This is a genomic window from Coprococcus sp. AM11-30B, from assembly GCF_027674365.1.
Lineage (GTDB): Bacteria > Bacillota > Clostridia > Lachnospirales > Lachnospiraceae > Allocoprococcus > Allocoprococcus comes.
This window is the reverse complement of record NZ_JAQDVB010000003.1, coordinates 195391-208526: the sequence shown is the minus strand read 5'-3', so window position 1 is coordinate 208526 and position 13136 is coordinate 195391. Positions and strand designations below refer to the sequence as shown.

Below are 13136 nucleotides of genomic sequence, written 5' to 3'. Positions count from 1 at the left end.
CTATATGGAATTTACTCTTGCATTTGGTCCAAAACCGGAATTTAGTTTTTCATTTAAGTTATTGTAGTAGAATAGTAGTAAGATAGAAAAGTACAAATGAGAATCGAACATTTGTACTTTTTTCTTGCTTTCATCTATATACTTTCAAAAAAATGTTTGATATAATAGGGACTGTTACAAGAACAAACAGTAAAAATATGACAGAACCGGAGCCTAGTATCATCAGGCATTTCCGAGTGCTGTTTTATCCGCAAATATGAATTTTGTGACTTTTATTCGTAACGAGACAAAAATGACCTCTATTCGAGACAAAAATGGGCATTTCGTTACGAATCTGATTACGAATTTTTGGCTGATAGTGGTCATAGTAAAAGTCACAAATGGAGGAATTTACCATGAATGAGTTCAAATTGAAAGCCCCATACGAGCCAACCGGAGACCAGCCACAGGCGATTGCAGAGCTTGTGAAAGGGTTCAAGGAAGGCAATCAATGCCAGACTTTACTAGGGGTTACGGGTTCTGGAAAGACTTTTACGATGGCAAATGTGATTCAGCAATTACAGAAGCCGACACTTGTCATCGCTCATAATAAGACGTTAGCGGCTCAGTTATACGGAGAGTTCAAGGAGATGTTCCCCGATAACGCAGTGGAATATTTTGTATCCTACTACGACTACTACCAGCCGGAAGCTTATGTTCCGTCATCCGACACTTACATTGCCAAGGACTCTGCCATCAACGATGAGATCGACAAGCTCCGCCACTCTGCGACAGCAGCGCTTTCTGAGCGGAATGATGTCATCATTGTGGCAAGTGTGTCCTGCATTTACGGACTGGGTTCGCCGATTGATTACAAGGAAATGGTGATTTCACTTAGACCGGGCATGATCAAAGACAGGGATGAAGTTCTGAAGAAGTTGGTTGAGATCCAGTATGACCGCAATGATATGGATTTCAAGCGTGGAACGTTCCGGGTGCGAGGAGATGTGGTTGAGATTTTCCCGGCGTATTCGGAAAAAATTGCATACAGAGTTGAATTTTTCGGTGATGAGATAGACAGAATAACAGAGATTGATACATTGACCGGTGAAGTGTTGAATGTGATTGGGCATGTGGCAATTTTCCCGGCATCTCATTATGTAGTGTCCAAGGAGAATATGGAGCGTGCCATCGGGGAGATTGAAGAAGAACTGGAGCAGCAGATCCGTTATTTTAAAGGGGAAGATAAGCTTCTGGAAGCACAGCGTATTTCTGAGAGAACGAATTTTGATATAGAAATGATGCGAGAGACAGGATTTTGTTCCGGAATTGAAAACTATTCGAGGCATCTGACCGGGCAGAAAGCAGGGGAGCCGCCATGTACATTGATTGACTATTTTCCGGATGATTTTCTGATCATGATCGACGAGTCGCATAAGACGATTCCACAGATTGGAGCCATGTATCACGGCGATCAGTCGAGAAAGACAACACTGGTAGATTATGGATTCCGTCTGCCATCGGCAAAGGATAACAGACCGCTCAGCTTTGGGGAATTTGAAAGTAAGATTGACCAGGTACTGTTTGTATCGGCGACACCGGGAGAGTACGAGGAGTCTCATGAACTGCTGCGGGCAGAGCAGGTAATCCGACCGACAGGTCTTCTGGATCCGGAAGTAGAAGTGCGCCCGATCGAAGGACAGATTGATGATCTGATCAGTGAGGTAAATAAAGAAACAGCGAAGAAGAATAAGGTACTGATCACAACACTGACAAAGCGTATGGCAGAAGATCTGACCGATTATATGCGGGAGCTTGGCATTCGTGTGAAATATTTACATTCGGATATTGATACTCTGGAAAGGACAGAGATCATCCGGGATATGCGCCTAGATGTATTTGATGTACTGGTTGGAATCAACCTGCTTCGAGAAGGCCTGGATATTCCGGAGATCACACTGGTAGCGATTCTGGATGCGGACAAAGAAGGTTTCCTGCGTTCGGAAACTTCACTGATCCAGACCATTGGTCGTGCGGCGAGAAATGCAGAGGGGCATGTTATCATGTATGCGGATAACATGACGGATTCGATGCGGATGGCGATTGATGAGACGATGCGCCGTCGTGAGATTCAGATGAAATACAATGAAGAACATGGAATCACGCCACAGACGATCAAGAAGTCGGTGCGTGATCTGATCAGTATTTCAAAGAAGGTTGCAGCAGAAGAGATGAGGCTGGAAAAAGATCCGGAATCCATGAGTGTGGCAGAGCTGGAGAAGCTGATCAAGAAGCTGGAAAAGCAGATGAAGAAAGCGGCAGCAGAGCTGAATTTCGAGGCGGCAGCAGAGCTGCGTGATAAGCTGATCGAGCTGAAAAAGCATTTGAATGAGATGGAGTAAAGCGAAGAGATAGAAGAGGAAGAACAGATGGCTGAAAAAAAGAAAGAACTGATAAAGATCAGAGGTGCGAACGAGCACAATCTGAAGAATCTTGATGTAGATATTCCGAGGAACAAACTGGTAGTACTGACCGGTCTCAGTGGTTCCGGCAAATCATCCCTTGCATTTGATACAATTTATGCAGAGGGACAAAGACGATATATGGAATCTCTGTCTTCTTACGCAAGACAGTTTCTTGGGCAGATGGAGAAGCCGAATGTAGAAAGTATTGAAGGACTTTCACCGGCGATTTCCATTGACCAGAAGTCTACGAACCGCAACCCGAGATCCACAGTCGGAACTGTGACGGAGATTTACGATTATTTTCGATTGCTGTATGCGAGAATCGGGATTCCGCATTGTCCGAAGTGTGGAAGAGAGATCAAGAAGCAGACGGCAGATGAGATGACCGATCAGATCATGGCACTTCCGGAAGGGACAAAGATCCAGCTGATGGCACCGGTTGTGCGGGGGAGAAAGGGAACCCATGTCAAGCTTCTGGACAGAGCAAAGAAAAGCGGTTATGTCCGTGTAAGGATTGACGGAAATATGTATGAGCTTTCCGAAGGAATCACATTGGACAAGAATATCAAACATAATATTGAGATTGTTGTAGACCGTCTGGTTGTCAGGCCGGGGATTGAAAAAAGACTTGCAGATTCCATAGAAAGTGTATTAAGTCTTGCGGAGGGGCTTCTGGTTGTGGATGTGATCGGAGGGGAACCGCTGAATTTCAGCCAGAATTTTGCCTGCCCGGACTGCGGAATCAGTATTGATGAGATCGAGCCGAGAAGCTTTTCATTTAACAATCCATTTGGTGCCTGCCCGGTATGTTTCGGACTCGGATATAAAATGGAGTTTGATGAAGACCTGATGATTCCGAACAAATTACTCAGTATCAATGAAGGAGCAATCGTGGTGACAGGATGGCAGTCCTGTACCGATAAGAGCAGTTTTACTCACGCGATTCTGGAAGCACTCTGCAAGGAATATCATTTTGACCTGGATACGCCGTTTGAACAGTATCCGAAAGAAATCCAGGATGTTTTACTTCGTGGGACTAATGGAAAAGAAGTCAAGGTCTATTATAAAGGACAACGCGGGGAAGGGATCTATGACGTTGCATTTGATGGGCTGATCCGAAATGTGGAGCGAAGATACCGTGAAACGGGATCGGAGACTATGAAAGCAGAATATGAGAGTTTTATGCAGATCACACCTTGCCGAGAATGTGGCGGACAGCGACTGAAAAAGGGTGCACTTGCGGTAACGGTCGGAGATAAAAATATTTCAGACGTAACAGCAATGTCGATTGAACGGCTTCAGCGGTTTATCAGCAGTCTGGAACTGTCAAAGACGCAGCAGATGATCGGCGGACAGATATTAAAAGAGATCAAAGCGCGCCTGCAGTTTCTTCTGGATGTGGGTCTGGAATATCTGACACTTGCCCGTGCAACAGGAACTCTTTCCGGTGGAGAAGCACAGAGAATCCGGCTTGCGACGCAGATCGGTTCCGGTCTTGTGGGTGTGGCTTATATTCTGGATGAGCCAAGTATCGGCCTGCACCAGAGAGATAATGACAAACTTCTCGCAACACTCAAGCATCTCCGTGATCTTGGAAATACACTGATCGTGGTTGAGCATGATGAAGATACCATGTTTGCGGCAGACCAGGTAATCGATATCGGACCGGGAGCCGGAGAACATGGTGGAGAACTGGTTGCCCAGGGAACGGCACAGGAGATCATGAAAGTAGAACGGTCGATCACAGGTGCATATTTAAGCGGAAAGATCAAGATCCCGGTTCCGAAAACCCGCGCAGTTCCGACCGGCTGGATCAAAGTTGTAGGTGCAGCAGAGAACAACCTGAAAAATATTGACGTGAAGTTCCCACTTGGCGTGATGACCTGTGTAACCGGCGTATCTGGTTCCGGCAAGAGTTCATTGGTGAATGAAATCCTTTACAAGAGTATGGCGAAAAAGCTAAACCGTGCCCGTGTGATTCCTGGAAAGCATAAGCGGATTGAAGGACTGGAAATGCTGGACAAAGTGATCGACATTGACCAGTCTCCAATCGGAAGGACGCCAAGATCCAATCCGGCGACATATACCGGAGTATTCGACCTGATCCGGGATCTGTTTGCGGCAACCGCGGATGCGAAGGCGAAAGGCTATAAAAAAGGAAGATTCAGCTTTAACGTCAAGGGCGGACGCTGTGAAGCGTGTAGCGGAGATGGAATCATCAAGATCGAGATGCATTTCCTTCCGGATGTATATGTGCCGTGTGAGGTATGCGGCGGAAAACGCTACAACCGTGAGACACTGGAGGTAAAATATAAAGGAAAAAGCATTTATGATGTTCTGAATATAACAGTAGAAGAGGCGCTTCATTTCTTTGAAAATGTACCGAGTATCCGTAGAAAAATGGAGACACTTTACGATGTAGGACTTTCTTATATTCGTCTTGGCCAGCCGTCTACAACCCTTTCCGGCGGTGAAGCACAGCGGATCAAGCTTGCAACTGAACTGAGCCGGAGAAGCACTGGGAAGACAGTGTACATTCTGGACGAACCAACAACCGGACTTCATTTTGCAGATGTGCACAAGTTGACGGAAATCCTGCGCAGACTCGCGGCAGATGGCAATACGGTTATCGTGATCGAACATAACCTGGATGTGATCAAGACAGCAGATTATATTATCGATATCGGACCGGAAGGCGGTGACAAGGGGGGCACAGTTGTTGCGTGCGGTACACCGGAAGAAGTGGCAGAAAACCCGAATTCATATACAGGAAAATACATCAAAATGATGCTGGACAGAAAATGATACAGAAATCTTAAAAAATCCTGAACTTGAAAAAAAGACTTTCTATTTATTAAAGATTTGATTATAATAAGGTGAGTATGTGAAAGGGGAATCGTGATGTCAATAGATTTAGGAATTGATTTAGGAACAGCAAGTATCCTCGTTTATGTGAAAGGAAAGGGAGTTGTACTGAAAGAACCTTCAGTCGTTGCCTTTGACAGAGATACCAATATGATAAAAGCAATCGGTGAAGAAGCAAGGCTGATGCTTGGAAGGACACCGGGGAACATTGTTGCAGTAAGACCTCTCAGACAGGGCGTTATTTCCGATTACATTGTCACAGAAAAAATGATCAAATATTTTGTTCAGAAAGCACTGGGAAAGCGTACATTTAAGAAGCCGAATATCAGTATCTGTGTGCCAAGTGGTGTTACAGAGGTTGAAAAAAAGGCGGTAGAAGAGGCTGCTTTTGCAGCCGGTGCGCGGGAAGTACATTTGATTGAGGAACCGGTTGCAGCGGCAATCGGAGCCGGAATAGATATTTCAAAACCATGCGGCAACATGATCGTGGATATCGGTGGTGGTACATCCGACATTGCGGTGATTTCCCTTGGAGGAACTGTTGTGAATACATCATTAAAAGTTGCAGGTGATGATTTTGATGAAGCAATCGTCCGTTATGTCCGGAAAAAGCACACTCTGCTGATCGGAGACAGGACAGCAGAAGATATCAAGATCAAGATCGGAACGACATATCCTCTTGTAGAAGATGAATCAATGGAAGTAAGGGGGCGGAACCTGGTAACAGGATTGCCAAAGACGGTCACGGTAACGGCTTCTGAGACCGAAGAAGCACTGCATGAGACTACAAGTCAGATCGTCGAAGCGGTCATTGGGGTTCTGGAGAGAACACCGCCGGAACTTTCCGCGGATATTCTGGATCGTGGAATTGTACTGACAGGTGGAGGTGCGCTGCTTCGCGGGCTGGAAGAACTGATCGAAGAAAGGACAGGCATTAATACGATGACAGCGGAAGACCCGATGAAGGTTGTTGCAATCGGTACCGGTCAGTATGTGGAGTTTATGAACGGAAAAAAAGATTTCTAGTGATAAGCACATGAGAAGGCTGTTTCTGTAGAGAGACAGCCTTTTTAAAAAGGAAAAAAGTATGGAAACAGTAAAAGGTTACGTAGAACACATTGTATTTCGCAATGAAGACAATGGATATACCGTATTTAATTTGAATAATGATGATGGCGATCTGACCTGTGTCGGAAACTTTAACTATTTATCAGAGGGAGAGCTGATTGAGGTGAACGGAGAATATGTGGTTCACAGTGTATACGGAACACAGCTCCGAGTGCTGAATTATGAGATCAAAGCACCGGAAGATCTGCTTTCGATTGAACGCTATCTGGGATCAGGGGCAATCAAAGGGGTTGGTGCATCTCTTGCCGGCAGGATTGTGAAAAAATTCAGGGAAGACACCTTCCGTATCATCGAAGAAGAACCAGAAAGACTTGCGGAGGTGCGTGGGATCAGCGAACGTATGGCAAGAGAGATCGCTGTACAGGTAGAAGAGAAAAAAGATATGCGGAAGGCAATGATCTATCTTCAGAAATTTGGGATTTCGACGACACTTGCAGCAAAGATTTATCAGTTTTACGGTCCGAAGACCTATCAGGTACTGGAAGGAAATCCATACCAGCTTGCAGATCAGATTCAGGGGATCGGATTTAAGATCGCTGATGAAATCGCAACGAAGATCGGCATCCATTCAGACTCGGATTTCCGTATCCGGAGTGGTATTTTTTATACCTTACAGCAGAGTGTTGCCGAAGGGCATGTCTATCTGACAAAGGACGTGTTGCTTCGCCGGGCATCTGCACTTTTGGAAGTGGAGATCAAGGATATTGAGAAATACCTGATGGATCTGTCGATGGAAAAGAAAATCGTACTCAAAGAATCTGAAGAAGGTTTGCGGGTATACGTGTCCCACTTCTATTATCTGGAACTCAATACTGCGAAAATGCTGCATGATCTGAATCTGGAATATGAAGAAGCCAATGTAGTGATCGAAAAAAAGATCCATCAGATTGAAAAAGAAGCCGAAATGCAGCTTGACGAGAAGCAGGAAAATGCGGTCATGGCGGCTGTGCGGAATGGAATTATGATTCTAACAGGAGGTCCCGGAACCGGAAAAACGACAACAATCAATGCCATGATCGAATATTTTCACGGTGAGAATATGGAAATTATGTTGGCGGCACCAACCGGGCGTGCCGCAAAAAGAATGACAGAGGCAACCGGATGGGAAGCGCAGACGATCCACCGGCTTCTGGAGGTGAACGGTAATCCGGAGGTGGATGAGAACCCGAACCGGAACGGATTTGCAAGAAATGCAGACAATCCACTGGAAACCGACGTGATCATCATCGATGAGATGTCTATGGTAGACCTGCCTCTGATGAATGCACTTCTTACCGCAATTGTACCGGGGACAAGGCTGATCCTGGTAGGGGACTGTAACCAGCTCCCATCAGTAGGCCCGGGAAGTATTTTGAAGGATCTCATCGCATCGGAATGTTTTCCAGTCGTCATGCTGACCCGGATTTTCCGACAGGCACAGGAGAGTGATATTGTGGTAAATGCACATAAGATCAACCGGGGAGAACCGGTCCTTTTGGATAATAAAAGCCGGGATTTCTTCTTTTTGAAAAGACAGGATCCGAATGTGATCATCAGTGTTCTGCTGACACTGATCCAGAAGAAGCTTCCTAAATATGTCAATGCAAAACCATATGATATCCAGGTACTCACACCGATGCGGAAAGGACTGCTGGGAGTGGAAAGGCTGAACAGTATTTTGCAGGAGTATCTGAATCCACCGGAGCCGGGAAAAGCGGAAAAAGAATATGGCGATCACAAATTCCGCGTGGGCGACAAGGTGATGCAGATCAAGAATAACTATCAGCTTGAATGGGAGATCACAACCAAGTATGGACTGACGGTGGATAAAGGAATGGGAATTTTCAATGGCGATATGGGAATTGTCACCGAGATCAATACATATACTGAAACACTGGAAGTCGAATACGATGAAAAAAGAAAGGTAAAGTATCCGTTTGAATTGCTGGAAGAACTGGAGCTCGCCTATGCGATCACCATTCACAAGTCGCAGGGAAGCGAATATCCGGCGGTTGTCATCCCGCTTCTGAGCGGACCAAGACAGCTGTTTCACAGAAATCTTCTTTATACGGCGATCACAAGAGCCAGAAAATGTGTGACAATTGTCGGGAGTGACCAGACCTTCCATGAGATGATCCGGAATACCAATGAACACAACCGGAACACCAGTCTGGCAGAACGGATCCGGGAATTCTGCGGATAGTTACACTGAAAATGTAGAAAATCAAATCCGAAAAGCGGATGGAAAACTTAAAAAAGGTCAAAGAAACAATTCTGGAACTAATTTATCCCTCGAAATGTCCGTTTTGTGGAGAAATTGTAAGTGCAGGAAAGAAACATTCTACGGAACACAATGGAATCTGCAAGGCGTGTCGTGAAAAACTTCCTTATATTGGTGAAGTAAGATGCATGTGCTGTTAAGAGAATTAAGGCGACTAGTCCTCAGAAAGAGCTGGGCGATAAAGGGAGAAAACGAAACATCAGGGGAGCATTTGCAGTGCAGAAAAATGTAAAAGGAGAAAATATCGTTTTGATCGACGACATTTATACGACAGGAAGTACCTTAGACGAAGCGGCGAGAGTGCTGAAAAAGGCAGGAGCCGAAAATGTATACTTTTTGACGGTAAGTATTGGACAAGGAATCTGATATTTGTTATACTGAAAGTAATGCATATACGAATAAAACGTATGAGGTGACAAAATGTTAAATGAAAGCAAAGTTAAGCTGATGACAAGGATGGCGATGTACGAAAGCAAACAGGGAGAGGAAGATTTTAAGATCAGTTCTTATTATAAGAAAGATTACCGGAGCTTTCACACCATTGCTACGATCATATGGGTCACGGTCGGCTATGCTGTTGCAGTGGGAATCGGAGTTATTGCTTTTCTGGATGAACTGATGAAAAATCTGAATATGCAGTTTCTTGTGATGCTTGCGGCAGCTGTGATAATTGGATATCTGGTACTTGTTATTTTTTATGGAATCGTTGCTTCCCATTTTTACGGAACCAAACATGAAAAAGCAAGAAAGCGTGTGAAACAATTCAATCACGATCTTACAAGACTGAACAGAATGTATGAAAGGGAGAAACGATAATGAATGATCTGATAGTATGGAGAGATAAATTACAGGAATTATACGCGATAAAATCAATCTATATTGATAAAGCTGTGCAGTTTGTTCTGGCACTGGTCACATTTCTTATGATCAACCAGAATATTGGACTGATGAAAGCGGTGGCGACACCGGTTGTAGCGGTGGCACTGGCAGTGATCTGCACCTTTCTTCCACCGGTTGTAACGGCGTATGTGGCGGCAGGACTTGTAATTGTGCATCTGTTCAAACTGTCTATAGGAGTGGCAGCGGCAGCGGCACTGATCTTTGTGGTAATGTTTATCTTTTACTGCAGATTTACTCCGAAAAAGGCACTTCTTCTTCTGGTCACACCGGTAGCATTTATGCTTCATGTTCCGTATGTGGTGCCGGTTGCCTGTGCGCTTGTACTTGGACCGATTTCAGCAGTACCGGTTGTATTTGGAACGATCATTTACTATATGATCGAATGTGTGAGAACTTCGGCAACAGCGATCACCAGTGCGGATGGAATTACTAGGCAGATTTCGCTGTTTGTGAAGACGGTATTCCAGGATAAGACTCTGTGGATCACTGTGATCGCATTTATTATCTCTATTTTTGTGGTATATACAGTGCGCCGGCTTTCGGTAGATCATGCGTGGAAAATCGCAGCAGCATCCGGTGCGGTTGTGAATATTGTTGTAATTGTGATCGGAGATATTGTATTCGATATACATACTTCTTATAATATGCTGATCATTGGAAATATTGCAGCAGTCGTGATTGGTTTTATCATGGAATTTTTCCTGTTCTCGGTGGATTATTCCAGAACAGAACGTCTCCAGTTTGAGGATGATGAATATTATTATTATGTAAAAGCCATCCCTAAGATTTCGATGACAGCTCCGGAGAAGACGGTTAAACATATCAATGAGCGGAAAGAAACAGGTGAGATTGCGGGAACAGAACCGGAGAGAAGACAGAGGTCGAAGAGTGGGCAGACGGAGAAACCGGCAGTACGCAAAACAAAAACGGCTTCTAAGGTAAAACGGCCAAAGAGTCCGGCAGTTCAGCGACCGACAAGAGTTGGGGGCAATACAGATGAAATCCTTCTTGCAAAGAGCCTGAAGGAAGAACTGGATATTCAGAGCATTGTGGAAAATGAACTGAATAGCGATAACAAATAGGGAAATATTATAAAAAACAGGGGTATAAATAACGGATAGAAAAGGGGGTACACTGTTGAACACAGTATTAACACAGGTTTTAAAAAGATTTGTATCAGAATCGTGGTACTTCCCGCAGATCCGGGTAGTAGATGCTGTTGAGATACTGATTATTACATTTTTATTCTATCAGATTATTCTCTGGATAAAGAATACAAAAGCCTGGATGCTGCTGAGGGGGATTCTGGTTGTTGCATTGTTTATTCTGGTGGCTGCAGTTTTTAAAATGTATACGATTTTGTGGATTGCACAGAATTCACTTCCGGTCATGGCAACCGCAGTCGTGATCATTTTCCAGCCTGAGCTCAGAAGAGCATTGGAAAAACTGGGGGAAAAACAATTTGTTCCCAATATGGTAACACTGGATAAAAGAGGAAAAGATAATGTACGTTTCAGCCAGAAAACGATCGATGGAATCGTAGAAGCATCCTTTGCGATGGGAGCAGTGAAGACAGGAGCGCTTATCGTCGTAGAGCAGGCAATCATGTTGACAGAATACGAGAGTACCGGAATCGCGCTGGACTGTATTGTATCACCGCAGGTATTGATCAATATTTTTGAACACAACACACCACTTCATGATGGCGCGATCATTGTCCGTGGAGACAGGATCGTATCAGCGACCTGCTATCTTCCATTGTCAGACAATATGGGAATCAGTAAGGAGCTGGGGACCAGACATCGTGCAGCAGTCGGAATGAGTGAGGTGAGTGATGCTCTGATCGTCACCGTATCAGAAGAGACCGGGTATGTATCTGTAGCGATGGGCGGACAGCTTGTGCGCAATGTTACACCGGAATATCTGAAAAAACGTCTGGAATCTATCAGTAAGAAGAGTGTGGAGATTGGACGTTTGAAAAAAATATGGAAAGGATGGAGATCGCATGAAAAGGGCGTTGACTAAAAACTGGGGTCTTAAGTTGTTGGCATTTGTATTCTCTGTCCTTTTATGGATAATTGTTATGAATATTGAAGATCCGGTGGACGAACGGACATTTTCCGGAATCCAGGTGACAGTGACACATCCGGAAATCGTAACAAATCCGGGCAATACATATCAGATTCTGGATGACAGCAGGACGGTATCCGTAACAGTAAAGGCAAAACGTTCTATTTTAAATAAAATTAAAACTGATGATATCAGGGCAACAGCGGATATGAAGAATCTGGATGTCAGAACCAGATCCCTGATCCCAATCGATATATCGATCCCTTCTTATGCAGGAAGGTTTGAGGCGACTGCCAACCCGATCAATTTGCGAGTAAGCATTGAACTTGGAAAATCAGAGACTTTCCCGATCACAGCAACCAGTTCGGGAACACCGAGAGACGGATATCAGGTGGGTGAGCTGAAAGCAAATCCGGAGAAGATTAAGATCAGCGGGCCAGAATCAGTAATCGATTCAATCGACAAGGTGGTAGCACTTGTTGATGTTTCAGGACAGTCTAAAGATGAGGAAAAAGAAGCAGAGCTGATTCTTTATGATAACAATGGAAAGATCATAGATTCGACACAGATTGAGAATAACCTGGGAGACGAAGGACTGAAGGTAAAAATCACCATGCTTCAGACAAAGAGTATTCCGGTAGAATTTGATACTTCACTGATCGGTACTGCGAGCGGATATCATTTCAGCGGAATCAGTATCCAGCCGGAAAGCATTCAGATCGTAGGCACAGAGGAGCAGCTGGAAACAGTGGATTCAATTGAAATTCCGGCAGAAGAGCTGGCAGAAGATGGTCTGGACCAGACAATAGAGAAGACAGTAGATATCGCCAATTATCTTCCGTACTGGGCAAAGACAGACCAGGACAGCGCAGGAGGCGTACCGATCGTTATAAAGATCCAGGTAGAGAAATTCGGAACTAAGACAGTCGAATTCCCATACAATTCCATTGCGCTACTGAATGCACCAAAGGATTACAAGGTGTCATATGCAGAACAGGGCAATCTGGAAATTGTTGTGCGTGGTTCTAAAGAGGATCTGGATGATTTTACTCTTGAAAAAGGAAACGTGTCAATCAATCTGAACGATTGCAAGACAGCGGGAACCTATAATGTTCCGATCCAGGTTACACTTCCTGACGGAATTGAACTTGAAGATACGATCAATGTACAGATCACATTGACAAAGAGCAGTGGAGGAGAAAATGATCAGTAAAAAGGTAACGATCAAAAATCCGACGGGATTGCATTTGAGACCGGCAGGACTTTTCTGCAAGATGGCACTGGAATATGAAAGTAAGATCACTTTTCATTACCGGGATACGGAAGGAAACGCGAAAAGTGTTCTGAGCGTGCTTGGTGCATGCATTAAGTCCGGAGATACGATTGAGATCGTGTGTGAGGGAAAAGATGAAGAGAAGGCACTTGAAGCGATGGTAGAATTAGTGGAAAGTGGGATTGGAGAGTAAGAG

11 protein-coding genes are annotated in these 13136 nt (G+C 44.6%); all 11 read left to right on the top strand.

Annotated features, from left to right (window positions below; all coding sequences use genetic code 11):
- Positions 1 to 395 precede the first annotated feature (395 nt).
- The 11 genes from uvrB (at position 396) to PGU50_RS02905 (ending at position 13133) form a co-directional block, all read left to right on the top strand.
- On the top strand, positions 396 to 2381 hold the full coding sequence (gene uvrB, locus PGU50_RS02955) for an excinuclease ABC subunit UvrB (protein WP_270246094.1): 1986 nt from the start codon (positions 396 to 398) through the stop codon (positions 2379 to 2381).
- Between the two features lie 27 nt (positions 2382 to 2408).
- The gene (gene uvrA / locus PGU50_RS02950) at positions 2409 to 5249 is read left to right on the top strand and encodes an excinuclease ABC subunit UvrA (protein WP_270246093.1); all 2841 of its coding nucleotides are present in this window, start codon (positions 2409 to 2411) and stop codon (positions 5247 to 5249) included.
- 96 nt (positions 5250 to 5345) lie between these two features.
- Positions 5346 to 6335, top strand: coding sequence for a rod shape-determining protein (locus PGU50_RS02945; protein WP_270246092.1), 990 nt, complete (start codon positions 5346 to 5348; stop codon positions 6333 to 6335).
- Between the two features lie 61 nt (positions 6336 to 6396).
- Complete coding sequence (recD2, locus tag PGU50_RS02940; protein WP_270246091.1) at positions 6397 to 8619, top strand: SF1B family DNA helicase RecD2; 2223 nt, start codon at positions 6397 to 6399, stop codon at positions 8617 to 8619.
- 38 nt (positions 8620 to 8657) lie between these two features.
- Positions 8658 to 8837, top strand: coding sequence for a double zinc ribbon domain-containing protein (locus PGU50_RS18100; protein ID WP_270246090.1), 180 nt, complete (start codon positions 8658 to 8660; stop codon positions 8835 to 8837).
- A gap of 76 nt (positions 8838 to 8913) precedes the next feature.
- A complete protein-coding gene (locus PGU50_RS02930) occupies positions 8914 to 9063 on the top strand; it encodes a ComF family protein (protein ID WP_270246089.1) in 150 nt (49 codons plus the stop codon).
- Positions 9064 to 9117: 54 nt separating this feature from the next.
- Entirely contained in the window at positions 9118 to 9513 is a 396-nt protein-coding gene (locus PGU50_RS02925; RefSeq protein WP_117836238.1) for a hypothetical protein, read from the top strand.
- Entirely contained in the window at positions 9513 to 10679 is a 1167-nt protein-coding gene (locus tag PGU50_RS02920; RefSeq protein WP_117836239.1) for a hypothetical protein, read from the top strand. The genes PGU50_RS02925 and PGU50_RS02920 overlap by 1 nt, the downstream gene beginning before the upstream one ends.
- 55 nt (positions 10680 to 10734) lie before the next feature.
- On the top strand, positions 10735 to 11622 hold the full coding sequence (cdaA, locus tag PGU50_RS02915) for a diadenylate cyclase CdaA (protein ID WP_117836241.1): 888 nt from the start codon (positions 10735 to 10737) through the stop codon (positions 11620 to 11622).
- A gap of 58 nt (positions 11623 to 11680) precedes the next feature.
- Entirely contained in the window at positions 11681 to 12880 is a 1200-nt protein-coding gene (locus tag PGU50_RS02910; protein ID WP_167531630.1) for a CdaR family protein, read from the top strand.
- On the top strand, positions 12870 to 13133 hold the full coding sequence (locus tag PGU50_RS02905; protein ID WP_008374578.1) for an HPr family phosphocarrier protein: 264 nt from the start codon (positions 12870 to 12872) through the stop codon (positions 13131 to 13133). Before PGU50_RS02910 ends, PGU50_RS02905 begins: the two co-directional genes overlap by 11 nt.
- Positions 13134 to 13136 lie beyond the last annotated feature (3 nt).

Coding starts and splice junctions, on each gene's coding strand:
- uvrB (WP_270246094.1), top strand. CDS start 396: ATGAATGAGTTCAAATTGAAAGCCCCATACGAGCCAACCGGAGACCAG.
- uvrA (WP_270246093.1), top strand. CDS start 2,409: ATGGCTGAAAAAAAGAAAGAACTGATAAAGATCAGAGGTGCGAACGAG.
- PGU50_RS02945 (WP_270246092.1), top strand. CDS start 5,346: ATGTCAATAGATTTAGGAATTGATTTAGGAACAGCAAGTATCCTCGTT.
- recD2 (WP_270246091.1), top strand. CDS start 6,397: ATGGAAACAGTAAAAGGTTACGTAGAACACATTGTATTTCGCAATGAA.
- PGU50_RS18100 (WP_270246090.1), top strand. CDS start 8,658: ATGGAAAACTTAAAAAAGGTCAAAGAAACAATTCTGGAACTAATTTAT.
- PGU50_RS02925 (WP_117836238.1), top strand. CDS start 9,118: ATGTTAAATGAAAGCAAAGTTAAGCTGATGACAAGGATGGCGATGTAC.
- PGU50_RS02920 (WP_117836239.1), top strand. CDS start 9,513: ATGAATGATCTGATAGTATGGAGAGATAAATTACAGGAATTATACGCG.
- PGU50_RS02910 (WP_167531630.1), top strand. CDS start 11,681: ATGAATATTGAAGATCCGGTGGACGAACGGACATTTTCCGGAATCCAG.
- PGU50_RS02905 (WP_008374578.1), top strand. CDS start 12,870: ATGATCAGTAAAAAGGTAACGATCAAAAATCCGACGGGATTGCATTTG.